This is a genomic window from Pseudomonas sp. PDM24 (assembly GCF_019218905.1).
Taxonomy (GTDB): domain Bacteria; phylum Pseudomonadota; class Gammaproteobacteria; order Pseudomonadales; family Pseudomonadaceae; genus Aquipseudomonas.
The window spans coordinates 1-23159 of sequence record NZ_JAHUWR010000012.1 but is presented as its reverse complement, the minus strand read 5'-3'; the positions used below and the strand labels follow the sequence as shown (position 1 = coordinate 23159).

The following is a 23159-nucleotide window of genomic DNA, read 5'->3' as shown; positions in this document are numbered from 1 at the left end:
AGGACGTGGTGTGGGAGATTTCCCAAAGCTGTAACAGCTTCTGAAACGACTGAGCCATTCGAATGCCGTCATGCTCAAGTCCATGCAATCATCCCCCATCGCATGCACTCCACGGACAGCACCATGAACCTCGCCCCCAACTTCCCCGACGACCACACCATGCACCTGCTCATGCAGCTGCTGCACGAAGAACTCGGCCTGCCTGAACGCAAAATGCTCAGCCTCAGCACCTCGATCAACTTCGACCTGGGTTGTGACGGTGCGGATGCGCGGCATTTGATGGAAGCGCTGGAGGAGCAGTTCGGGATCGACTTCGTGGATTACGATGCCTATCGCTACTTTCAGCCGGAAGGGTTTGATGTGTTTCTCAAGCGTCGGGCGAAGGGGCGCGGTGACAAGGTGCCGTTGACTATTGGCATGCTCTATCGAGCGATCAAGGTCCAACGGTGGGATACGCAGGAGTTGGAAGGCATCTGTTCGAACGCGTAAGTGGCATTATTCTGGCTGTTTAGCGCTTTTTCAGCTGGAATAATGGCAGTTGTATTTCTGATGGTCCGAATCGCGCCCACAAAAAAGCCGCCCTCAAAGGGCGGCTTTCTCTTACCTCAAACCACTACCGATACTTACAACTTCGGCCCAGCAGCCTTGATCGCGTCGCTTACATCAAACTTCTTGAAGTTCTCAACAAACAACCCAGCCAACGCTTTAGCAGCTTCATCGTAAGCAGCCTTGTCAGCCCAGGTGTTACGTGGGTTCAACAGGCCAGTCTCAACGCCCGGTACGGCCAGTGGCACGTCCAGGTTGATGGTGTCCAGGTGCTCAGTCTCAGCACCGATCAACGCGCCGCTCTGGATCGCTGCGATCACGCCACGAGTGGTCGGGATGTTGAAGCGTTTGCCGACGCCGTAGCCGCCGCCGGTCCAGCCGGTGTTGACCAGGTAGACCTTGGAGCCGAAGCCGCGGATGCGTTTGATCAGCAGTTCTGCGTATTCGCCGGCCGGGCGCGGGAAGAAGGGTGCGCCGAAGCAGGTGGAGAAGGTCGATTTGATGCCGCTGCCGGAACCCATTTCGGTCGAGCCCACCAGAGCGGTGTAGCCGGACAGGAAGTGGTAGGCCGCTTGTTCTTCGCTGAGGATCGACACTGGCGGCAAGACGCCGGTCAGGTCGCAGGTCAGGAAGATCACAGCGTTTGGCTCGCCACCGAGGTTCTTCTCGGAACGCTTCTCGACGTGCTCCAGCGGGTAGGCGGCGCGGCTGTTCTGGGTCAGGCTGCCGTCGGCGTAGTCAGCCTTCTTGGCGTCGTCCAACACCACGTTTTCCAGAACTGCGCCGTGCTTGATGGCTTTCCAGATGACGGGTTCGTTCTTCTCGGACAGGTCGATGCACTTGGCATAGCAACCGCCTTCGATGTTGAACACCACGCCCTCGCCCCAGCCGTGTTCGTCGTCACCGATCAGGTAACGGCTTTCGTCGGCGGACAGGGTGGTCTTGCCGGTGCCCGACAGACCGAAGAACAGGGTCACGTCGCCCGCTTCGCCGATGTTGGCAGCGCAGTGCATCGGCAGCACATCGGCGGCCGGCAGCAGGAAGTTCTGCACCGAGAACATGGCTTTCTTCATTTCGCCGGCGTAACGCATGCCCGCCAGCAGCACTTTCTTCTGGGCGAAGTTGATGATCACGCAACCATCGGAGTTGGTGCCGTCACGCTCTGGCACGCATTCGAAGTTGGCAACGTTGAGAACTTGCCACTCTTCACGGCCAGCCGGGTTGTACTGGGCCGGGTTGATGAACAGGCAGCGACCGAACAGGTTCTGCCAGGCAGTCTGGGTGGTCATCTTCACGGCCAGGTAGTGCTCTTCGGCAGCACCTACGTGCACGTGGGAAACGAAATGCTCTTGCGCGTTGTTGAAGGCCTCGACGCGAGCCCACAGGGCATCGAACTTGTCGGCCGGGAACTTGCGGTTGATCGGACCCCAGGCGATGGCGTCCTGGGTGGTCGGCTCTTCAACGATGAAACGATCGACTGGCGAACGGCCGGTACGGTGACCGGTGCGAACAACCAGCGCGCCGGTATCGGCAAGCTCGCCTTCACCGCGATTCAGGGCTTCTTTAACCAGATCATCAACACTCAGATCGGTGTACACGGCGTTATTGGCTTGCGTCATGAGGTTCCCCGTCGGCCAGTGGCCGAGTGCTCCAAACGTTTTGTAGTAGAAAGTCGTGCACTACTACCGCGAAAAAAGTGGGCCGGATTATGCCAGAAAAGCCCAAAAAGTGTAGGGTCCTCCCGTCAGAACGGCGTTATTCCGGCGTTAAGCAGTGAATTTACCTGCGCTGAAACGTTTTAGTGACGGGTATCTGACGGCGTATCGACCCCTGCACCAGCAAACAATTGGGTGATATCGGCTGCGTCGAACAGGTAACGTTCGTTGCAAAACTGACAATCGATCTCGATACGGCCGCCATGTTCTACGACCAGTTTCTGAGCATCTTCCAGACCCAAACTGACCAGCGCATTGCCCGAGCGTTCCCGAGAGCAGCTGCAACGGAAACGTAGTTTCTGCACATCGAACAGGCGTACTTGCTCTTCATGGTAGAGACGATGGAGCACGGTTTCGTTGTCCAGGCTCAGCAATTCATCGGCCGTCAGGGTACTGGCCAGGGCGGTGATGTGCTGCCAGCTGGCGGCGCGTTCTTCTTCGTCTTTCAGACGGTCGGCAGGCAATTGCTGCAGCAACAGACCACGGGCACGACGGCCATCGGCGTAGAGCCAGAAGCGGGTATTGGTTTGTTGGGACATGACGAAGTAGTTGGTGAAGCAATCGGCCAGGGTTTCACCGTCGAGATCGACGATGCCCTGATAGCGCTGGCCCTGAGTCGGGTCGACTGTCAGCGCCAAGACACCATTGGGCATCAGGTCGGCGAGGGTCGCATCCGGGGCAATCTGGTCGGCTTCGTAACGAGCCAGGCCACGAATTTCGCGCTCGCTGGAGCACTCGATCATCAGCAACGGCACCGGGCCTTCGGAACGGGCCTGCAGAATCAGCAAGCCATCGAACTTCAAGGTGCCAACCAGCAACGCTGCCGCGGCCATCAACTCGCCCAGCAGTTGTGCGACCGGCTCCGGATAGGCGTGTTTGGCGAGGACTTCGGCATAGCTACGCTCCAACCCAACCAGCTCGCCGCGGGTGTCGCTGTCATCGAAGATGAAGCGTTGGGTGTAGTCGTTATCCGATAGATGGGTCATAGGTCTGGGTATCTGAAAGGGTGACAGAAAAGAAAAATCGCGTCATTTCCGCATTTTTGGGCGGGCAACGTTCAGCCGTAAGGGCATTTTATGAACAATCCGGGGTTGTTCCAAGCAAGGTCAAACCTCGGTTTTCGACGAACGGTATTTTCGTTTTGCCGCTGTCGAGTACACCCATATGGCTGCACAGGTGCGCGATTGCAAGTCTGCGCCAAACGACGGTCACTACTCGTCGTTGCTGTTACCGCGAAACTTGAACAGATCCCGGCGCTGCTTCTTGCTCGGTTTGCCATCGGTGCTCACGCCCAATGCCCCGGCCTTGCGCATGGCCGCAGCCGCCTCGCGTTTGGCAATGCTGGCCTCGGTTTCAGCATAGAGCGCCTGAGCCTCTGGCGCGCCACGGCGCACAATCGACAGCGCCTGGACCACCACCGTGCGCTCCTCGAAGCCGGTGCGAATCTGAAACTCATCGCCGACCCTCGGCTCCTTGCCTGGCTTGCAGCGCTCGCCCCGGCAATGCACCTTGCCACTCTCAATCGCAGCCTTGGCCAAGGCACGTGTTTTATAAAAACGCGCGGCCCACAACCATTTATCGAGACGGACCTTGTCGTCCTCTTCGCTTTTTTGTGCCATTGGATGACCTCATTCTGAAATATCGATGAACTGTACTACCGTTTCTGTCGTGCCATGAATCGCCACGCTGTGGATTAGAATGCAGGCATTCCCCCGCACATTGAGGGATGGAAATTCGGGCAGTAGATATCTGTCGCCTTTTACCCATTATTCTGCGTGAATACCGCGAATTCGGCCGCACGCGGTCTGAGCGGTTTTTGCCGGTTGAGCACTTTTGAAGACATTTGACCATTTGACCGTTATCGGTCTGCGCGAGTGGGTGGCGCTCCCGGATTTGGGAGTCGCTGGCCTTCGGGCAAAAATCGACACCGGCGCCAGCACCTCCAGCCTGCATGCCACCGACATCGAGCCGTTCGAGCGCGACGGGGAACAGTGGGTGCGCTTCACTGCGCACCTGGGCACGGTGGTGCAACTGCGGCACCGGCGCTGCGAAGCCCCGCTGGTAACGAGGAAAACCATTAAAAGCTCCAATGGCCATGCGCAGATGCGCTATGTGGTCAGCACCACCCTGGCCCTCGGTGATCGGGTCTGGCGGGTCGAGTTCACCCTCGCCTGCCGCAAGTCCATGCGTTATCGCCTGTTACTCGGTTCAAAAGCCCTGATCGACGGCCAGTTGGTGGTCAATCCGGGCATTAAATATGTACAAGACAAGCCGGTGTTCCCGGTATCTACCTTCTCCACAGGTGTTGCATGAAGATCGCTGTGCTGTCGCGGAACCCGCGTCTGTATTCCACCCGTCGTCTGGTCGAAGCCGGTATAGAGCGTGGCCATGAAATGGTGGTGATCGACACCTTGCGCGCCTACATGAACATTGCCAGCCACAAGCCGCAGATCCACTACCGTGGCAAACCGCTGGAGGGTTTCGATGCAGTGATTCCGCGGATCGGTGCATCGGTGACGTTTTACGGCTGCGCGGTGCTGCGCCAGTTCGAAATGATGGGGGTGTTTCCGCTCAACGAATCGGTAGCCATTGCCCGTTCGCGAGACAAACTGCGGTCGCTGCAATTGCTGTCGCGCCGGGGGATCGGTTTGCCGGTCACCGGCTTTGCCCACTCTCCGGATGACATTCCCGACTTGATCGAGATGGTCAACGGGGCGCCGCTGGTGATCAAGGTGCTGGAAGGCACTCAGGGCATCGGTGTGGTGCTGTGTGAAACGGCCACGGCGGCGGAATCGGTGATCGAGGCCTTCATGGGCCTGAAGCAAAACATCATGGTTCAGGAATACATCAAGGAAGCGGGCGGCGCGGACATTCGTTGCTTTGTGGTCGGCGACAAGGTGATCGCGGCGATGAAGCGCCAGGCCAAGCCGGGTGAGTTTCGCTCCAACCTGCATCGCGGTGGCAGTGCGAGCCTGATCAAGATCACACCGGAAGAACGCATGACCGCGTTGCGTGCAGCGAAGGTCATGGGATTGGCGGTGGCGGGGGTGGATATCCTGCGCTCCAACCATGGCCCGCTGGTGATGGAAGTGAACTCGTCGCCGGGGCTTGAAGGGATTGAAACCACCACCGGGAAGAATGTGGCGGGGATCATTATTGAGCATCTGGAGAAGAATGGCGGGCCGAATATGACTCGGACCAAAGGGAAGGGTTGAGTCTGAAAAGATCGCAGCCTCGCTTCGCTCGACAGCTCCTACAGGAAAATACGATCCCCCGTAGGAGCTGTCGAGCGAAGCGAGGCTGCGATCTTTAAAGCCGTTAAACCGCATCCCTCGGCAACATCAACCCAAGCGGCAACCGCACCCGCGCTTCCAGCCCACCACCGGAGCGGTTGCGCAGCTCGACATTCCCGCCATGCATCGAAGCGATCCGTTTCACGATCGCCAACCCCAACCCGGTCCCCTTACCACCCCGGGCCCGATCGCCACGGGTGAACGGGTTGAAGATCGCCTCCAGCTCCGACGGGTCGATTCCCGCGCCACGGTCCATGACGCTCAATACCACATACGGCGCACTGGTATCCCCGGACACATAAGCCGCCACTTCAACGCCGCTGCCGGCGTGATGCAAGGCATTGCCGATGAGGTTGTTCAGCAACCGTTTCATCGACACCCGCCGTAGCGGGAACGGCTGGATCGGTTCCAGGCGCAAGCGCACTCTCTCTTCGTTCTGGTTATACGGCGCGGCAACTTCGCGAACCAGATCGCTCAGGTCCACTTCTTCCACCGACTCATCACGTCCGTCACGAATGAAGGCCAGGAACTGATCCAGAATCGCGTCCATGTCTTCGATGTCGCGGATCATGTCGTCTGTCAGGTCACTGTGGGCCCCCATCAGTTCCAGGGACAGCCGCAAACGGGTCAGGGGCGTGCGCAGGTCATGGGAGACCCCGGCCAGCATCAGTTCTCGCTCGCGGCCGGCCTGTTCGACGTCTTCAGCCATTTGGTTGAAGGCGCGATAAACCTCGGTCATTTCGCTCGGTGTATCGCTGATCGGCAGGCGCACGCTGCGGCCCTGACCCAGTTGCCTCGCGGCATAGACCAGGCGTTTTAGCGGTTGATTGAGCTGGCTGACGAAAATCCACGCCGAGGCGGTGGACAGCAGGCCAATGGCGAGGAACCAGCCGAGCACATTCCAGATTTTCTGGCCGCGCAATGGGTGCGGATACAACGGCACTTTCAGCCAGCCATCGCCCAGGCTGGGTGCGCGCACCCACAGCGCCGGCGGTGAGTGCATGCGTAATCGTACTTCGGTGTCGGCGCCCAGTTCGGCCTGCATTTGTCGCTGATAGATCTCGCTGTAGGGCCAGTGCTGTTCGCCTTCTGGCACACCGGCACCCACCACCCGGATCAGGGTCGCGGCATCGGCGATTTTGGTGCGGTTTTCTTCATCGGCGGCCCAATAGGCACGCAGCGTCAGGGCGACGCCATGGCTGTATTGGCGATCCACCAGCACATCTTCGTTCATCAACAGATAAACCAGGGTCAGCGCCTTGGAGAACAGGACGACGATCAGCACCAGCCACAGGGTGCGGGAGAAGAAGCTCTGGGGGAACCAAACAGGGGTTTTCATGAGTAACCGCTACACACTTGCAGGAGCGAGCATGCTCGCATATTGCGGATCACGGGTCTGCGGGAAAGGTCATCTGATCCCTTGCCCGCAAGACCCGCTCCTACAAATCACCGATCACTTCGTGGCGGCGCCATCCGGAACGAACACGTAACCCACGCCCCAGACAGTCTGGATGTAGCGTGGTTTGGATGGATCGGGCTCGATCATCCGGCGCAGACGGGAAATCTGCACGTCGATGGAACGCTCAAGGGCATCCCATTCGCGGCCACGGGCCAGGTTCATCAGTTTGTCGCGGGTCAGTGGTTGACGCGCGTTCATGACCAGCGCCTTGAGCACCGCAAACTCACCGGTGGTGAGCATATGCACTTCGTCGCCGCGCTTGAGTTCGCGGGTGGCCAGGGACAATTCGTAGTCACCGAAGGTCACGCTTTCGTCTTCGCTGCCCGGGGCGCCCGGCACCGGTGCCGCCTGACGACGCAGAACCGCTTTGACCCGAGCCATCAGCTCGTCCGGGTTGAACGGCTTGGCCAGGTAATCGTCGGCGCCCAGTTCCAGGCCCTTGATGCGGCTGAGCTCATCGCCCTTGGCGGTGAGCATGATGATCGGAATCTGATTGTTCGCCGTGCGCAAGCGGCGGCAAGCGGTCAGGCCGTCTTCGCCGGGCAGCATCAGGTCGAGGACCACCAGGTTGAACACTTCACGCGCCAGCAGGCGGTCCATTTGTTCCGTGTTCGGGACGGCGCGGGCACGGTAGCCCTTGCTGACGAAAAAGCGTTCCAGCAGGCTGCTCAGCCCGGGATCGTCGTCAACAATAAGAATTTTTTCGCCTTCAGCAATGTTTGCAGTGCTGCTCATTGGATGCTCCTTTGATCTCGGCGCGCATTATGGCGTAGCTGCCGTTATACGCACCGTGTGCATTGTTAGCAGATTTTTCCTTCACCGCCAGAAAACCGGGCATTGTGCCTACAACCCGCGATGCCCCCGAATGGATAGAACGCTGGTTATAATGCGCGGCCTTTTGTGTCAGGCAACGTCTGATCGTTACTGTAAGCAGCCGCTTTTTTTTTCATGGCACTGGCAGTAATTGTTCGATTTCACGGGTCAACGGGAAGCCTGTTGGCTCAGGTAGCGGCGCTCGCCAGGCCGCTCAACCAGACTCGCCGAGCCTTTATCTCTGCGCCTGCGAGCCTGCTTTCACAATTTGTCAGGTGGTTTTATGGACAGCATCAACAGCCGCATCGCCGAGGAACTCGGTGTACGCCCACAACAGGTCGAAGCGGCCGTCGCGCTACTCGATGAAGGCTCCACGGTGCCCTTCATCGCCCGCTACCGGAAAGAAGTGACCGGCAGCCTCGATGACATCCAGTTGCGTCATCTGGAAGAGCGTCTGCGCTACCTGCGAGAACTCGACGAACGGCGGATCAGCATCCTTGCCAGCATTCAAGAGCAGGGCAAACTGACCCCGCAACTCGAACGCGACATCAAACTCGCCGACACCAAGACCCGTCTCGAAGACTTGTACCTGCCGTACAAGCAGAAGCGCCGCACCAAGGGCCAGATCGCCCTGGAAGCCGGCCTCGGCGAGCTGGCCGACGGTCTGTTCAACGACCCGACCCTGAACCCTGAAGCCGAAGCCGCGCGTTTCATCGACACCGAAAAAGGCGTGGCCGATGTGAAAGCCGCCCTTGAAGGCGCCAAGTACATCCTCATGGAGCGCTTCGCCGAAGACGCTGGCCTGCTGGACAAATTGCGCAACTACCTCAAGCAGGAAGCCACCCTCAGTGCCCGCGTGATTGCTGGCAAGGAAGAGGAAGGTGCCAAGTTCCGCGACTATTTCGAACACGACGAACCGCTGAAAAGCATGCCATCGCACCGCGCGCTGGCGATTTTCCGTGGCCGCAACGAAGGCATTCTCAGTTCCGCGCTGAAAGTCGGCGATGAACTGCCGGGCACCATGCACCCGTGCGAAGGCATGATCGGCCAGCAATTCGGCATCCAGAACCAGAACCGTGCTGCCGACAAATGGCTGGGCGAAGTGGTGCGCTGGACCTGGAAGGTCAAGCTGTACACCCATCTGGAAACCGACCTGCTGGGCGAGCTGCGCGATGGCGCAGAAACCGAAGCAATCAACGTGTTCGCACACAACCTGCACGACTTGCTGCTGTCGGCCCCGGCCGGCCCGCGCGCCACCCTGGGCCTCGACCCGGGCCTGCGCACCGGCTGCAAGGTCGCCGTGGTCGATGCCACCGGCAAGCTGCTGGATCACGCCACGGTTTACCCGCACGTACCGCACAACAAATGGGACCAGACCCTCGCAATTCTGGCGGCCCTGTGCGCCAAGCATTCGGTGGACCTGATTGCCATTGGCAACGGCACCGCCAGCCGTGAAACCGACAAACTCGCCGCTGAGCTGATCAAAAAATACCCAGCCATGAAGATGACCAAAGTCATGGTCTCCGAGGCCGGCGCATCGGTTTACTCGGCGTCGGAACTGGCTTCCAAGGAATTCCCGGACCTCGACGTGTCGATCCGTGGGGCGGTGTCGATTGCCCGTCGCCTGCAGGATCCGCTGGCCGAGCTGGTGAAGATCGATCCGAAATCCATCGGCGTCGGCCAGTACCAGCACGACGTGTCGCAGCTGAAACTGGCGCGCGGCCTGGACGCGGTGGTCGAGGACTGTGTGAACGCCGTCGGCGTCGACGTCAACACCGCTTCCGTGGCGCTGCTGGCGCGCATCTCCGGCCTCAACGCGACCCTGGCGCAGAACATCGTCAGCCACCGCGACGAGCACGGCGCGTTCAAAACCCGTGCGGCGTTGAAGAAAGTTGCGCGCCTGGGTGAAAAAACCTTCGAACAGGCTGCGGGTTTCTTGCGTGTAATGAATGGCGACAACCCGCTGGATTCGTCCGCGGTTCACCCGGAAGCCTATCCGCTGGTGCAGCGCATTGCCGCTGAAACCGACCGCGACATTCGCTCGCTGATCGGCGACGCGAGCTTCCTCAAGCGTCTCGATCCGAAGAAGTACACCGACGAAACGTTCGGTCTGCCAACGGTCACCGACATCCTGCAAGAGCTGGAAAAACCCGGTCGCGACCCGCGTCCCGAGTTCAAGACCGCCGAGTTCCAGGAAGGCGTCGAGGACCTCAAGGACTTGCAACTGGGGATGATCCTCGAAGGCGTGGTCACCAACGTGACCAACTTCGGCGCCTTCGTCGACATCGGCGTGCATCAGGACGGGCTGGTGCATATTTCCGCGCTGTCGGAGAAGTTCATCAAGGATCCGCGCGAAGCGGTGAAGGCCGGTGATGTGGTCAAGGTGAAGGTCATGGAAGTCGATATCCCGCGCAAACGCGTTGGCCTGTCGATGCGCATGAGCGACACACCGGGCGAGAAAATCGACGGTGCCCGTGGCGCGCGTCCGGGTTCGGCACCACGCCCATCCCAGAACACTGCACCGCGCAAGGAAACCACGGCAGCAGCCCCGGCCAACAACGCCATGGCCTCGCTGTTCGCTAACGCCAAACAGTTGAAAAAACGCTGATGGAGATCCCGGCCGGCTTGACCGAAAGCGCGTTTTTCAAGCTGCTGGGATGTCGCTTGCACAGCCTGGAAACCGGGGTGGCGCAAGTCGCCCTGGTGCTTGCGCCAGAACTGCGCAATCGCGGCGGCAAACTGCACGGCGGCGCTTTGTTCAGTCTGGTGGACATTGCCATGGGGCTGGCCTGCTCCAGCACCCACGGCTTTGACCAGCAGAGCGCAACCATCGAGTGCAAGATCAACTACATCCGCGCTGTCGCCGACGGTGAAGTGATGTGCACGGCACGGGTAATCCATCCGGGCCGCCGCACGCTGGTGGTCGAGGCCGATGTGATGCAAGGCGACAAACTGGTCGCAAAAGCACAAGGCACGTTCGCTGTCCTGTAGCCCCCAATCATCAATTTGAGTTAATTTCGGCGCTGTGACTGCAGCGTCGGAGTTTTCTGTGGGAGCGGGCTTGCTCGCGAAGGCGGTGTATCAGGCAACTTCAGTGTTGACGGACACGCCCTCTTCGCGAGCAAGCCCGCTCCCACAGGGGATTGCGGCGATCAATCCCTGGCTGGCTGACAGCAGGCCAGTGCGGCCCGAAAACCAGGCGAAAACGCCAGTTTTAACTTCACCCTTGTAGACCGTCTTGCCCACCCCCATATTGGGGCGACTGACGCGTGAAGGAATCCAACTTGAGCGAACTTCTCAACCGCCGCCTGGCTCTGCTCGGCGAGCGCGCTAACCTCTCTCTGCTCGAACAGTGCCTTCACGGCATCGAACGTGAATGCCTGCGCGTGACAGACGAAGGGCGCCTGGCGCAAACGCCGCACCCCGAAGAACTGGGTTCCGCGCTGACCAATGAACAAATCACCACCGACTATTCCGAGTCGCTGCTGGAATTCATCACGCCAGCCCTGCCAGACCCGGCGGACACCCTGGCGAGCCTCGATAAGATCCATCGGTTTGCCTACAGCAAGCTCGGCAACGAATACCTGTGGAGTCCATCGATGCCGTGCCCGTTGCCGGCCGAGGAAGACATCCCGATCGCTTATTACGGCACCTCCAACATCGGGCAGCTCAAGTACGTCTATCGCAAGGGCCTGGCGCTGCGTTACGGCAAGACCATGCAGTGCATCGCCGGGATCCACTACAACTTTTCCCTGCCGGAAAAGCTCTGGCCGCTGCTCAAAGAGGCCGAAGGCTTTGTCGGCACCGATCGCGACTATCAGTCGTCGGCCTACATCGCGCTGATCCGCAACTTCCGTCGCTATAGCTGGCTGCTGATGTACCTGTTCGGCGCCTCGCCTGCGCTGGACGCCGGTTTCCTGCGCGGTCGCTCGCATCAGCTGGAACAGCTGGATCCGGACACGTTGTACCTGCCGTACGCCACCAGCCTGCGCATGAGCGATCTGGGTTACCAGAGCAACGCCCAAGCCGGTTTGACGCCGTGCTACAACGATCTGACCAGCTACACCGACAGCCTGCGCAAAGCCGTGGCCACGCCGTATCCGCCGTATGTCGAGATCGGAACACACCAGGATGGTGAGTGGGTTCAGCTCAACACCAACATCCTGCAGATCGAAAACGAGTACTACTCCAACATCCGTCCGAAACGCGTGACCTACACCGGCGAACGGCCGATCCAGGCGCTGGTGGCCCGTGGCATTCAGTACGTCGAAGTGCGTTGCCTGGACATCAACCCGTTCCTGCCGATGGGCATCGACCTCACCGAGTCACGGTTCCTCGATGCGTTCCTGCTGTATTGCGCGCTGAACGACAGTCCGCTGCTGACCAGCACCAGCTGCGGCAACGCGACGTCGAACTTCCTCAGCGTGGTCAAGGAAGGTCGTCGTCCGGGCCTGCAGTTGCAACGCGACGGGCACCCGGTAGACCTGAAGGAATGGGCAAGCGAATTGCTGGAAAAGATTGCGCCATTGGCGGCGTTGCTGGACCAAAGCCATGGCGGCGAAGCTCACAGCAAAGCACTGGACGCACAGCTGGCCAAGGTCAAGGACTCGTCCCTGACGCCATCGGCTCAGGTGTTGGCGGCGATGGCCGAGCACAAGGAAAGCTTTGCTCAGTTCTCCTTGCGTCAGAGTCAGGTGCATGCAGAGTTTTTCCGCAGCGAGCCACTTTCAGGCGAAGAACAGGCTAAATTTGAAGAGTTGGCACGTTCGTCGCTGGCTCAGCAGGTAGAGCTGGAACAGAACGAAGTCGGCGATTTCGATGTGTTTGTCGGGTCGTATCAGGCGAGTATTCTGGCGATCAGCAACTAATCTCTGAAGGTCCTTCGGACCTTTTCGCGGGCAAGCCTCGCTCCTACAGTGTCGTGCCAAATCATGCGACACATATAAAACCTGTAGGAGCGAGGCTTGCCCGCGAAGGCGACACCACGGTCTCCCTTAGAATTTTCCGCTCATAAGTTAATTCTAAAAAGTTATTTATTTTCCGGTTCTTATATCATTTAGTCTCCTTTTCACGCCGACACTCGGCCGTCTGACAAGGAGCTTCCCAATGAAACTGACTTCCCCTCTTCGCCTCCTGGCAGCCGCGTCTCTGGCTGCGGCGAGTTTCCTGGCTCAGGCGGCAGACGTGACTGTCGCCTACCAGACCACCGTTGACCCGGCTAAGGTTGCCCAGGCCGACGGCACTTACGAAAAGGCCATCAAGGCCGACATCAATTGGCGAAAATTCGACAGTGGGGCCGACATCATCGCCGCCATCGCTTCCGGCGATGTGCAAATCGGTTACCTCGGTTCCAGCCCCCTGACGGCGGCAATCACCCGCAAAGTTCCGGTAGAAACCTTCCTCATCGCCACCCAGATCGGCGCCGCCGAAGCGCTGGTTGCGCGAGACGGTTCCGGGATCAAGACCCCGCAAGACCTGATCGGCAAGAAAATCGCCGTACCGTTCGTTTCCACCGGCCACTACAGCCTGCTGGCCGCGCTGAAACACTGGAACATCGATCCATCGAAAGTCACCGTGCTCAACCTCGCGCCGCCAGCAATCATCGCTGCATGGAAACGCGGTGATATCGACGCCACCTACGTCTGGGACCCGGCCCTCGGCGTGGCCAAGGAAAACGGCAAAGTGCTGATCACCTCGGGCGAACTGGCCAAGTTCGGCGCACCGACTTTCGATGCCTGGATCGTGCGTAAGGATTTCGCCGAGAAGCACCCGGAAATCGTCACTGCGTTCGCCAAAGTGACCCTCGATGCCTACGCCGACTACCGCAAAGATCCAAAAGCCTGGCTCGCCAACCAAAGCAATGTCGACAAACTGGTGAAGCTCTCCGGTGCCAAGGCCAGCGACATTCCATTGCTGCTGCAAGGCAACGTCTTCCCGCTCGCGGCTGATCAGGTGCTCACCCTCGGCGCGCCGACCACCAAGGCCATCACCGACACCGCCGTGTTCCTCAAGGAACAGGGCAAGGTCGAGGCCGTGCTGCCGGATTACGCGCCGTACGTCAGCGCCAAATACATCACCAATTGATCGGGAGTTAACCGCGATGGCTTTGCTACAGCTGGAGCGCATCTGCGCACAGTATCCCGGCGCAGCGGAACCTGTGCTGGCGGATATTTCCCTGAGCCTGGGGCCCCGGCAGTTGCTGGTTGCCCTCGGCCCGTCCGGCAGTGGCAAGACCTCGCTGTTGAACCTGATTGCCGGTTTTTTCGAACCCAGTTCCGGGCGCATCACCCTTGACGGTGTGCCGGTCAAAGGCCCGAGCGCCGAGCGCGGCGTGGTGTTCCAGGACGACGCCCTGCTGCCTTGGCAGGACGTGCTGGCCAACGTCGGCTTCGGTCTGGAACTGGCTGGTGTCGCCCGGGATAAACGCGAAATCCGTGCCCGGGAAATGCTCGCGCTGGTGGACCTCTCCGGTTTCGAAAATCGCCGAATCTGGCAGCTCTCGGGCGGGCAGAAGCAACGTGTCGGCCTCGCTCGCGCCCTCGCAGCAGACCCTCGGGTCTTGCTGATGGACGAACCCTTCGGTGCCCTCGACGCCTTCACCCGTGAACAGATGCAGGAGCTGTTGCTGCAAGTCTGGCAGCGCACCGCCAAACCGGTGTTCCTGATTACCCACGACATTGAAGAAGCGGTGTTCCTCGCCACGGATCTGATTCTGCTGGCGCCCAACCCCGGGCAAATCGTCGAGCGTCTGAGCCTGGACTTCGGTCAGCGTTATGCCGCCGGTGAGTCGGCACGCTCGATCAAGTCCGATCCGTGCTTTATCGAAACCCGCGAACACGTGCTCGCCAAAGTGTTCTCCCAACGCAGTGCCGTCCAGCGGCAGGAGCGCGCATGAGCACCTATGAAATTCCCGCCGCGACGGTGAAGTCGAGCTCGACGGTCATTGCGCTGCGTCGCAGTTTGAACACACGCTGGATCAGCATGCTGACACTGGTCGCTCTCGTTGCCATTTGGTGGGCCGTCACGGCCACAGGTTTGATCGAACCGCTGTTCCTGCCGCCGCCGTCCGCCGTGCTGCAAAAAGGCTGGCTGCTGGTAACCATTGGCTACATGGATTCGACCTTGTGGCAGCATTTGGGCGCAAGCCTCCGCCGTATTGGCCTGGGCCTGGGCTTCGCCGTGCTGACCGCCGTGCCGGTCGGCATTGCCATCGGCCATAACCGCATTGCTCGCGGCATTCTTGACCCGCTGATCGAGTTCTATCGCCCGATTCCGCCGCTGGCTTATCTACCGCTGATCGTGATCTGGTGCGGCATCGGTGAGTTGTCGAAAGTCTTGTTGATCTACCTGGCGATCTTCGCGCCGATCGCGATAGCCACCGCCACTGGCGTACGCACCGTCGCCCCGGCGAAATTGCGCGCCGCCCAGTCGTTGGGCGCGACTCCGGCGCAGTTGATTCGGCATGTGATTCTGCCCAGTGCCTTGCCGGACATTTTGACCGGCGTGCGGATTGGTCTGGGTGTGGGTTGGTCGACTTTGGTGGCCGCTGAATTGATCGCCGCCACCAGCGGTTTGGGCTTCATGGTGCAATCGGCCGCGCAATTCCTAGTCACCGATGTGGTGGTATTGGGGATTCTGGTGATCGCGCTGATCGCTTTCGCCATGGAAATGGGCCTGCGTGCTCTGCAACGCAAACTGGTGCCGTGGCATGGTCAGGCTCACTGAGTAGAGCGGGTCTATGGCGAGGGGCAAGCCCTGGGGTTGAGCCCACCACAATCTCGCGTAGGATCTGCGTCGCTCTTTAATTGAACGCGATGTAGAAGTAGCCCAGCTGTGGATCCCGCCCCATCGGGGGGACCCTCGACACGAAAATGTCTTTCACCCGGCCCAGTTCCGGCAATTCCATCACACACAAGCCATCGACAAAGTCAGTGGGTTGCAGGCTATTGAACCCGACGCTGAATGGCATGCGCTCGCTGTTTGGCAGCTGTGAGCGGGGCGTTTCTGCAAGGGTGTCGATATGGATCGGCAGTTCACTGCCATCGGGCAGCCGCAGCGTCCCCGTCTTGCCCAGCAGTGCCTGAAAGTGTTGGCTTTGAACCTGTTGCAGCATGGCATCACTCCATCAGCAAAAGTGGCCGGGGGATTTGCATCCCCCGGCCAGACCCTCAGTTGCGCGAAGGGAAAAGACCGTTCAGGGCGATGCTGAAGTTGAGCACCAGGAACGGGTTCATCACCTCCATGGGCAAGCCGTTGCCGGCGGACGAGATTTCCCCCGTTACCGTAGTGGCCACGCCCTTGAGCGGTACGGCCGCGGCACCTTGCTGATCGGAGTAAATACTCGCCGAGCCCGGCCCGCCGCCGGAGGCGCCGATGTAGGCGTTGGTGGCGGTCGGGTTGGTGACCGGGTTGCTCGCCGGGCTGGCCAGTTGCAGGGTGGTGGTGGCCGTGAGCCCGGACAAGGCGTGGGTGTGGTTGGGCAGGTTAGTGATGGTCGCGGTGACGTTTTCGGTCCCGGAGGCTTCGCCGATGACGCGCGGGGTCAGGCCCAAGCCGTTGCCCATGGCGACTGGCATGCGACCTTGCAGGTTGGGCAGCATGAAATTGGTGGTGCCATTGCCTCCGTAGTAGGTTCCCAGCAGTGCGAAAACTGTGTTGTATTGCGCGATGCTCAGCGTCTGGCCGTTGCACAGGGCCCAGCCGTTGGGCGCGAAGTTAAAGGCGAAAGACTGAATAGTGCCGATGAATACTTCCATGGTTCCTCATCCCTCAGGTTAGTGTCTGATACGTCACGTTGCAGGCCCGGTTAACCGGGCAGTTCGCGCTGATCAGCCGACTCCTTTCATCTCCGTGGCTGGGTCACGCCACGCCAAAGCGTAGACGCTGATCGGAATGATTGCCGGACGTCGTCCGTCGCAGGGCCAGCATCGACGTCGGGCTCGCGCCTGTCCTACAGTGCTGGGGAAGCTTCGGTTTTCACATGGCCGTTGCAAGGGGAGGTAATGGAGGCGCGCAGAGAAACACCGCTGGGCGATACCCAGGACCCGCATGCGATGCCGGGGTTGTGGGCGGCTGTCCGTCGCTTGCTGCAATGGGCGCGGGAGCACTGGCTGTTGCCGATCCTGGTATTGGCCGCGCTGGCGCGTTTTTACGACCTGACAGCGGCGGCGATCTGGGGCGACGAAGGGTCTAGCCTGTTGCTGAGCCAGTATTCCCTGGCCGGGATCTGGGAACATGCGGCTCATGATGTGCATCCACCCCTGTATTTCATGCTTCTGCACGGCTGGATTGGCCTGTTCGGCGACGGCATTTTTTCGATTCGCTGCCTAAGTGCGCTGCCGGGGATTACCACGGTGGGACTCGGCGTCTGGCTGGTGGACCTGCTCGCGACCCGCCGCGCCGCGTTGCTGGCCGGGGTCCTGCTGGCGCTGCTGCCCACGGCGGTGCGTTACAGCCAGGAAGTGCGGATGTATTCGCTGCTGGGCCTGTGGCTGATCGGCGCCACGATCGCCTTGATGTACTGGATCAGGCGGCCGCAACGCACGCGCTATCTGGTGATGTACACCCTGCTGATGAGTGCTGCGTTCTACACCCATTACTTCACGGCGCTGTGCGTGCTGTGTCACTGGCTGTATCTGGGATTGATCCGTGTGCAGCCAGGCTACCGATTGCGGCACATTCAGCGCTCTGGCTGGTGGCTGGCCAATGTGGCCATTGTGCTGTTGTATTTGCCGTGGGTGCCCAACCTGATCGATTTGCTCCAGCACATGGATCAGCTCAAGGCCAATGGTGATGTGGGATGGGAGACTCCTGTCACGTTGGGCTCATTACCTTCGATGATCTGGTCGTTCCTGATCCAGGATGACGGCGAGAACCTGCCTACGCTGGTTTTTATCGCGCTGCCACTGGCATTGCTGGCCCTGGCGGGTGCGGCGCTGGCGCGGGACCGCAGTGTTTTCCGTGGCAGTGCGTTGGCGGTGATCTACATCGCTCTCCCGTTGTTGCTGGTGTTTGTGGCGTCGTTCATATCGCCGGTGTTCATCGAGCGTTACCTGACCGCTTATGCCCTGGGCCTGCCGATGTTTGTCGCGCTGGCCATCGATCGCTTGTACGCAGGCTTCAAGGTATTGGCGCTGGCCGTGCTGATGTTGTTTGTCGGCGTCGAACTGGTGGGCCTGAAGAACAATGCCACGGTGGACACCGACGATCAGATCAGCGTCATGGTCAACTACGTGAACCAACACTTCACGCCCGGCGACCGGATTGTCACCAGCGACATGCTCTGGTACCTGAGTTATGTCTATTACAACCGGACTGACGCCAAACCGATGCTCTATACGCCACCGCTGGCTGATGGCAGGTCGGGCCGGCCGAACGCTTACGGTTTCGGCACGCTGGTGACCAATGACATTTACCTGGATAACCTCGGCGGCTTGCCCAAAGGCAATGGTCGAGTGTGGTTGATCGGTACTGTCGATGTGCCGGACGAATTCGCTCCCTTGCCCGAGGGTTGGCAACGCGTCAGCGAGACCCAGGCTGGAGGCGCGAAGGCACGCTTGTATGTGCTGAAGTAGCCCGTCATTCAGAGCTAAAACGATTCATCTTTCAGGTCGTTATATCTGGCGTGTTTTCCAGTCGATTTAGCTCCGATTTGATATCAAAGCACCACTAGTCGCAACACCATTCATGGTCTACGCTCGTCATACAAAAGGACTTATGACGGGTGAATGGATGCAGCACTTTCACTTTATTTCCGGCTTGCCGCGCTCAGGCTCGACCCTGCTTTCTGCCATTCTTTTGCAGAACCCGCGCTTTCATGCCGGTATGACCAGCCCCGTGGGTGCGCTCTTTTCCGGCGTTCTGGAACAATGCAGCGCTGGCAGCGAATTCGGCGCGGTGATCGACACCGACCTGCGTCGCCGTCTGTTGCGCGGCCTGTTCGATTCTTTCTACGCCGACAAGGCCGACAAACCGGTGGTGTTCGACACGAACCGCCTGTGGAGTTCGCGCCTGCCGGCGATCAGCGATCTGTTCCCTCAAGCCAAAATCATTGCCTGCGTGCGCAATGTCGCTTGGGTCATGGACAGCATCGAGCGCCTGTACCGCGCCAACCCCTTCGAAAACACCAAGCTGTTCGGTGATGCGGTCGAACGCAACACGGTCTATAGCCGCTGCGAAACCCTGGCCCAGCGCAATCGGCTAGTGGGGTTTTCCTGGGCCGCCCTCAAGGAAGCCTATTACGGCGAACACGCCGACTCGTTGCTGATCATCGATTACGACCTGCTGAGCCAGGCGCCTGAGCGGGTGATGCGCCTGGTCTACGATTTCATTGGCGAACCCTGGTTCGAACATGATTTCGATCATTTGGCCTACGACGCCCCGGAATTCGACCAGGCTCTTGGCCTCTCAGGGCTGCACAAGGTGAAGGCCAAGGTCCAATTGCAATCCAGGCGAACGATCCTGCCGCCGGACCTGTTCAAGCAGTACGCCGAGTTGTCCTTTTGGCTCGATGGCTCAGCCAGCGCCGCCAATGTCATTCGTATGAAAGCCGACGCCGCGATCAGTTGATCGCGGCGTTTTCATTGATGCGTCTAAAAGTTCGAGTCCGGGTGAGCAGCATGTGGTGGAGCAAAGGCAAGTCGCGGGTTACCGAAGGCGCACGAGCGCTGGCCTCGCCAATGATCATGTCCCTGGAGCCGCGCATGCTGTTCGACGGCGCGGTGGCCGCCACGGTCGCCGCCACGGTCGCCGACACGGTCGCCGACACTGCCCAGGCCGACAGCCATGCCACCGCCGAGGTGGTCAAGGCACCGACGGCCGATCAACCGGTCGCCAGCAAGGACACCCACGGCCAGGCCGATGCCACACCGGCGCCAGCACCCGCCGCGGTGCCGGGGCAGAGCGTGGTGTTCGTCGATTCGCGGGTCAAGGACGCTGGCAGTCTGCTTCAGGGTATTGCTCCCGGTACCCAGGTGGTTCAGCTCGATGCCAGCAAAGATGGCCTGCAACAAATCGCTGACTATCTGGACGGCCATCAGGGCATCAGCTCGGTGCAGATTATCGCCCACGGCAACGCGGGCGATTTGTGGCTGGGCAACAGTTATCTGTCGGCCGACAACGTCGCGGCCCGCAGCGCGGTACTGGCGGAAATCGGCAAGGACATGAACGTTGGCGGCGACATCCTGATCTACGGCTGCTACACCGCCGAAGGCGAGCGAGGCTTGAATTTTATCGACTCGCTGGCTCAATTGACCGGCCGCGATGTAGCCGCCTCCAGCGATCGCACCGGGCTCGGTGGCGACTGGGATCTGGAAATTGCCACCGGCAACATTGAAAGCGCCAATGTCCTCTCGACCACGGCCATGACCGACTATCAGTGGGGTCTGGCCACCTGGACCGCCACCAACAACGCCAACACGGGCGTCGGTTCGTTGCGTGCCGCCATCGCCTCGGCGCAGAACGGCGATATTGTCACCTTCAACGGCAGCATGACGGTGCAGCTGACGTCCGAGCTGCTAATCAACAAGAACATCACCGTTGATGGCGACTTGAACAACGACGGTGCGGCTGACGTGATTCTCGACGGTCAGTACAGGACCCGAGTGATTGAAGTGTCGTCTGGCAGCATCGTGACGCTCGATGGCCTGGTGATCACCCGTGGCTTGGTGTCGGGCAACGGTGGCAACGGTGGCTACGGTGCCACGGGCTCGATGGCCGGGGGGATTTTCAACGCAGGGATTCTGACCCTGAACAACGTCAGCGTGACGTCCAACGGCGCTTCCGGTGGCGGTGGCGGCGGCGGTGTCACCGGCGCTTTTTACGGCGGTGGGGGGGGCGGTGGCGGTGGTTTGGGCGGCCAGGGCGGCGGGCATGGCGGTTCGGCAGGGCCGGGCACCGGCACGTTGGGCGGTCAGGCGGGCGGCGGCGGTGTCGGTGGTTACGGCGGCGGTTATGACGCCACCCACATGGGCGGTCGCGGCGGTACCACCACTGGCGGGGCTGGCGGCGTAGGCGTTTCCTATTACAGCAACGGCGGTAACGGTGCGACGGCCACCAATGGCACGATTTCCATTGGCGGCGGTGGCGGCGGGGCCGGTTGGGACAAGGTGGGTGGCGCCGGCGGCAACGCGGTGGGCGGGATCTACAACGCCAGCAGCGGCACCATCACCATCGTCGGCACCTCGACCATCAGCAACAACATTGGTGCCGGCGGCGGTGGGGGCGGTGGTGGTGGCCAAGGCAGCAATGCCAGCAATGGCGGCATTGGTGGCCGTGGCGTCGGTGCGATCTGGAACAAAGGCACGCTGCTGATCACAGCCGCCAACTTCGCGGCCCTGGCCGGTAATGCCGCGGCCAGTGGTGCCGGCGGTACCGCGCAGGGCGGAGGTACAACCGGCACCTCGCCGACCTCTGTCGCGACAATCTATAACGACGGCGGCGTACTCAACACCGCGTATTCGCCGCCACCGACCGCGACCATTGTGGTCGCTGACACTACACTGAGCATCGGCGAAACGTCCCTGGTGACCATTACCTTCTCCGAGGTGGTGACCGGTCTCACCAATGCGGATCTGACCATCGCCAACGGCACCTTGACCGCGGTAAGCAGCGGCGATGGCGGCATTACCTGGACGGCAACCTTTACCCCATCCGCCAGTATTTCCGATACGACCAACGTCATCACCCTGGACAACACCGGGGTGATCAACATTCTGGGCACCGCCGGCGTAGGCACCACCAACTCCAACAACTACACGGTCGACACCGTACGCCCGACCGCCAGCATCGTGTTTACCGACACGGCGCTGAGAATCGGCGAAACCTCGCTGGTGACCATCACCTTCAACGAGGCGGTCACCGATCTCACCAATGCCGATCTGACAATTGCCAACGGCACCTTGACCTCGGTGAGCAGCGGCGATGGCGGCCTCACCTGGACGGGGACTTTCACGCCGAGCGCGAGCATCACTGACACGAGCAATCTGATCACCCTGGACAATACCGGGGTCAGCGATCTGGTGGGCAACGCCGGCAGCGGTACCACCGATTCGAACAATTACGCCATCGATACCGTGCGGCCAACGGCAACGATCGTGGTGACAGACAATGCGCTGAGAATCGGTGAAACCTCGCTGGTGACCATCACCTTCAGCGAAGCAGTCAGCGGTTTCACCAACGCCGACCTGAGCATCGCCAACGGCACCTTGACGGCGGTCAGCAGCAGCGACGGTGGCATCACCTGGACCGCCACGTTCACCCCGAACGCGAGCGTCAATGACACGACCAACCTGATCACCCTGAACAATACCGGCGTGGCGGATCTGGCGGGCAACACCGGCAGCGGCACCACCGACTCGAACAATTATGCGATCGATACGCTTCGTCCAACCGCAACCATTGTGGTGACGGACAATGCGCTGAGAATCGGCGAAACCTCACTGGTGACCATCACCTTCAATGAAGCAGTCAGCGGTTTCACCAACGCCGACCTGACCATCGCCAACGGCACCTTGAGCGCGGTGAGCAGCAGCGACGGCGGCATCACCTGGACCGCGACCTTCACACCCTCCGCGAGCACCAACGACGCGACCAACCTGATCACCCTGGACAACACTGGCGTGGCGGATCTGGTGGACAACGCCGGCAGCGGCACTACCGATTCCAACAACTTTGCGGTCGACACCGTACGCCCGACGGCCACCATTGTGGTTGCGGACACCGCGCTGAGAATCGGCGAAACGTCGCTGGTGACCATCACTTTCAGCGAAGCGGTCAGCGGCTTCACCAACGCGGACCTGACCATTACCAACGGTACCTTGACCGCGGTGAGCAGCAGCGATGGCGGCATCACCTGGACCGCGACCTTCACGCCGAGCGCGAGCATCAACGACACCACCAACCTGATCACCCTGGACAATACGGGCATCGCGGATCTGGCGGGCAACGCCGGCAGCGGCACCACCGACTCCAACAATTACGCCATCGACACCGTGCGTCCGACCGCCACGATTGTGCTGGCCGATTCAACACTGACCGCGGGCGAAACCTCGCTGGTGACCATCACCTTCTCCGAGGCGGTCAGCGGATTTACCAACGCCGACCTGACCATTGCCAATGGCACCTTGACTGCGGTGAGCAGCAGCGACGGCGGCATCACCTGGACCGCCACCTTCACGCCAACCGTCGGCGTGAATGACCCGAGCAATGTCATCACCCTGAACAATACCGGTGTGGCCGATCTGGCCGGCAACACGGGCAGCGGCACCACCAACTCCGGCAACTACACCCTCGATACGGTGCTGCCGACCGCCACTATCGTTGTTGCCGACAATG

At 60.4% G+C, this 23159-nt stretch carries 19 protein-coding genes; 12 read left to right on the top strand and 7 right to left on the bottom strand.

All coding sequences use genetic code 11. The features are described from left to right. The first annotated feature begins 123 nt into the window (after positions 1-123). Positions 124-489 carry a DUF1493 family protein gene (locus KW837_RS28015; protein ID WP_218399309.1) on the top strand — a complete coding sequence of 122 codons (366 nt, stop codon included), beginning with the start codon at positions 124-126 and terminating at the stop codon, positions 487-489. Between the two features lie 134 nt (positions 490-623). Here the strand turns inward: KW837_RS28015 and KW837_RS28010 are convergent, their stop codons facing one another. The 3 genes from KW837_RS28010 to KW837_RS28000 form a co-directional block, all read right to left on the bottom strand. Beyond that, entirely contained in the window at positions 624-2165 is a 1542-nt protein-coding gene (locus KW837_RS28010) for a phosphoenolpyruvate carboxykinase (protein ID WP_192346428.1), read from the bottom strand. 179 nt (positions 2166-2344) lie between these two features. Beyond that, positions 2345-3247, bottom strand: a complete 903-nt coding sequence (gene hslO / locus KW837_RS28005) for an Hsp33 family molecular chaperone HslO (RefSeq protein ID WP_218399308.1) — start codon at positions 3245-3247, stop codon at positions 2345-2347. A gap of 225 nt (positions 3248-3472) precedes the next feature. Then, a complete protein-coding gene (locus tag KW837_RS28000; RefSeq protein ID WP_007903079.1) occupies positions 3473-3880 on the bottom strand; it encodes an RNA-binding S4 domain-containing protein in 408 nt (135 codons plus the stop codon). Positions 3881-4112: 232 nt separating this feature from the next. Between KW837_RS28000 and KW837_RS27995 the strand changes: the two genes are divergently transcribed. After that, entirely contained in the window at positions 4113-4574 is a 462-nt protein-coding gene (locus KW837_RS27995; RefSeq protein ID WP_173667533.1) for an ATP-dependent zinc protease, read from the top strand. Further along, positions 4571-5476, top strand: coding sequence for a 30S ribosomal protein S6--L-glutamate ligase (gene rimK / locus KW837_RS27990; RefSeq protein WP_007903081.1), 906 nt, complete (start codon positions 4571-4573; stop codon positions 5474-5476). The genes KW837_RS27995 and rimK overlap by 4 nt, the downstream gene beginning before the upstream one ends. A gap of 103 nt (positions 5477-5579) precedes the next feature. On the opposite strand, the gene KW837_RS27985 is transcribed toward rimK, so the two are convergent. Continuing rightward, positions 5580-6893, bottom strand: a complete 1314-nt coding sequence (locus tag KW837_RS27985; RefSeq protein ID WP_123498188.1) for an ATP-binding protein — start codon at positions 6891-6893, stop codon at positions 5580-5582. 114 nt (positions 6894-7007) lie between these two features. Continuing rightward, positions 7008-7748, bottom strand: a complete 741-nt coding sequence (gene ompR / locus KW837_RS27980; protein ID WP_007903084.1) for a two-component system response regulator OmpR — start codon at positions 7746-7748, stop codon at positions 7008-7010. A gap of 361 nt (positions 7749-8109) precedes the next feature. Here ompR and KW837_RS27975 point away from each other — a divergent pair, with 361 nt between their 5' ends. The 6 genes from KW837_RS27975 to tauC all read left to right on the top strand — a co-directional run bounded on the left by KW837_RS27975 (position 8110) and on the right by tauC (position 15551). Further along, positions 8110-10434 carry a Tex family protein gene (locus KW837_RS27975; protein ID WP_218399307.1) on the top strand — a complete coding sequence of 775 codons (2325 nt, stop codon included), beginning with the start codon at positions 8110-8112 and terminating at the stop codon, positions 10432-10434. Next, positions 10434-10817: a PaaI family thioesterase gene (locus KW837_RS27970; RefSeq protein ID WP_218399306.1), complete on the top strand. Its 384-nt coding sequence runs from the start codon at positions 10434-10436 to the stop codon at positions 10815-10817. Before KW837_RS27975 ends, KW837_RS27970 begins: the two co-directional genes overlap by 1 nt. Positions 10818-11110: 293 nt before the next feature. Beyond that, complete coding sequence (gene gshA, locus KW837_RS27965; RefSeq protein WP_218399305.1) at positions 11111-12694, top strand: glutamate--cysteine ligase; 1584 nt, start codon at positions 11111-11113, stop codon at positions 12692-12694. Between the two features lie 238 nt (positions 12695-12932). Then, positions 12933-13910 (top strand): taurine ABC transporter substrate-binding protein, encoded by a 978-nt coding sequence (tauA, locus tag KW837_RS27960; RefSeq protein WP_192346438.1) that lies wholly within the window; start codon positions 12933-12935, stop codon positions 13908-13910. Between the two features lie 16 nt (positions 13911-13926). Then, a complete protein-coding gene (gene tauB / locus KW837_RS27955; protein WP_218399304.1) occupies positions 13927-14721 on the top strand; it encodes a taurine ABC transporter ATP-binding subunit in 795 nt (264 codons plus the stop codon). Then, a complete protein-coding gene (tauC, locus tag KW837_RS27950; protein WP_218399303.1) occupies positions 14718-15551 on the top strand; it encodes a taurine ABC transporter permease TauC in 834 nt (277 codons plus the stop codon). Before tauB ends, tauC begins: the two co-directional genes overlap by 4 nt. Before the next feature lie 76 nt (positions 15552-15627). On the opposite strand, the gene KW837_RS27945 is transcribed toward tauC, so the two are convergent. Together KW837_RS27945 and KW837_RS27940 are read right to left on the bottom strand one after the other, a co-directional pair. Continuing rightward, entirely contained in the window at positions 15628-15939 is a 312-nt protein-coding gene (locus tag KW837_RS27945) for a hypothetical protein (protein ID WP_218399302.1), read from the bottom strand. A gap of 55 nt (positions 15940-15994) precedes the next feature. Beyond that, positions 15995-16582, bottom strand: coding sequence for a phage tail protein (locus tag KW837_RS27940; RefSeq protein WP_218399301.1), 588 nt, complete (start codon positions 16580-16582; stop codon positions 15995-15997). Positions 16583-16828: 246 nt separating this feature from the next. On the opposite strand from KW837_RS27940, the gene KW837_RS27935 reads away from it, so the two are divergent. The 3 genes from KW837_RS27935 to KW837_RS27925 form a co-directional block, all read left to right on the top strand. Continuing rightward, complete coding sequence (locus tag KW837_RS27935) at positions 16829-18400, top strand: glycosyltransferase family 39 protein (RefSeq protein WP_218399300.1); 1572 nt, start codon at positions 16829-16831, stop codon at positions 18398-18400. 157 nt (positions 18401-18557) lie between these two features. Then, entirely contained in the window at positions 18558-19394 is an 837-nt protein-coding gene (locus tag KW837_RS27930) for a sulfotransferase (RefSeq protein ID WP_038978410.1), read from the top strand. A 50-nt stretch (positions 19395-19444) separates the two neighbouring features. Beyond that, positions 19445-23159 (top strand): Ig-like domain-containing protein (locus tag KW837_RS27925; RefSeq protein ID WP_218399299.1); only part of this gene is annotated, 3715 nt, incomplete at its 3' end.

Coding starts and splice junctions, on each gene's coding strand:
- KW837_RS28015 (WP_218399309.1), top strand. CDS start 124: ATGAACCTCGCCCCCAACTTCCCCGACGACCACACCATGCACCTGCTC.
- KW837_RS28010 (WP_192346428.1), bottom strand. CDS start 2,165: ATGACGCAAGCCAATAACGCCGTGTACACCGATCTGAGTGTTGATGAT.
- hslO (WP_218399308.1), bottom strand. CDS start 3,247: ATGACCCATCTATCGGATAACGACTACACCCAACGCTTCATCTTCGAT.
- KW837_RS28000 (WP_007903079.1), bottom strand. CDS start 3,880: ATGGCACAAAAAAGCGAAGAGGACGACAAGGTCCGTCTCGATAAATGG.
- rimK (WP_007903081.1), top strand. CDS start 4,571: ATGAAGATCGCTGTGCTGTCGCGGAACCCGCGTCTGTATTCCACCCGT.
- KW837_RS27985 (WP_123498188.1), bottom strand. CDS start 6,893: ATGAAAACCCCTGTTTGGTTCCCCCAGAGCTTCTTCTCCCGCACCCTG.
- ompR (WP_007903084.1), bottom strand. CDS start 7,748: ATGAGCAGCACTGCAAACATTGCTGAAGGCGAAAAAATTCTTATTGTT.
- KW837_RS27975 (WP_218399307.1), top strand. CDS start 8,110: ATGGACAGCATCAACAGCCGCATCGCCGAGGAACTCGGTGTACGCCCA.
- KW837_RS27970 (WP_218399306.1), top strand. CDS start 10,434: ATGGAGATCCCGGCCGGCTTGACCGAAAGCGCGTTTTTCAAGCTGCTG.
- tauA (WP_192346438.1), top strand. CDS start 12,933: ATGAAACTGACTTCCCCTCTTCGCCTCCTGGCAGCCGCGTCTCTGGCT.
- tauB (WP_218399304.1), top strand. CDS start 13,927: ATGGCTTTGCTACAGCTGGAGCGCATCTGCGCACAGTATCCCGGCGCA.
- tauC (WP_218399303.1), top strand. CDS start 14,718: ATGAGCACCTATGAAATTCCCGCCGCGACGGTGAAGTCGAGCTCGACG.
- KW837_RS27945 (WP_218399302.1), bottom strand. CDS start 15,939: ATGCTGCAACAGGTTCAAAGCCAACACTTTCAGGCACTGCTGGGCAAG.
- KW837_RS27940 (WP_218399301.1), bottom strand. CDS start 16,582: ATGGAAGTATTCATCGGCACTATTCAGTCTTTCGCCTTTAACTTCGCG.
- KW837_RS27935 (WP_218399300.1), top strand. CDS start 16,829: ATGGAGGCGCGCAGAGAAACACCGCTGGGCGATACCCAGGACCCGCAT.
- KW837_RS27930 (WP_038978410.1), top strand. CDS start 18,558: ATGCAGCACTTTCACTTTATTTCCGGCTTGCCGCGCTCAGGCTCGACC.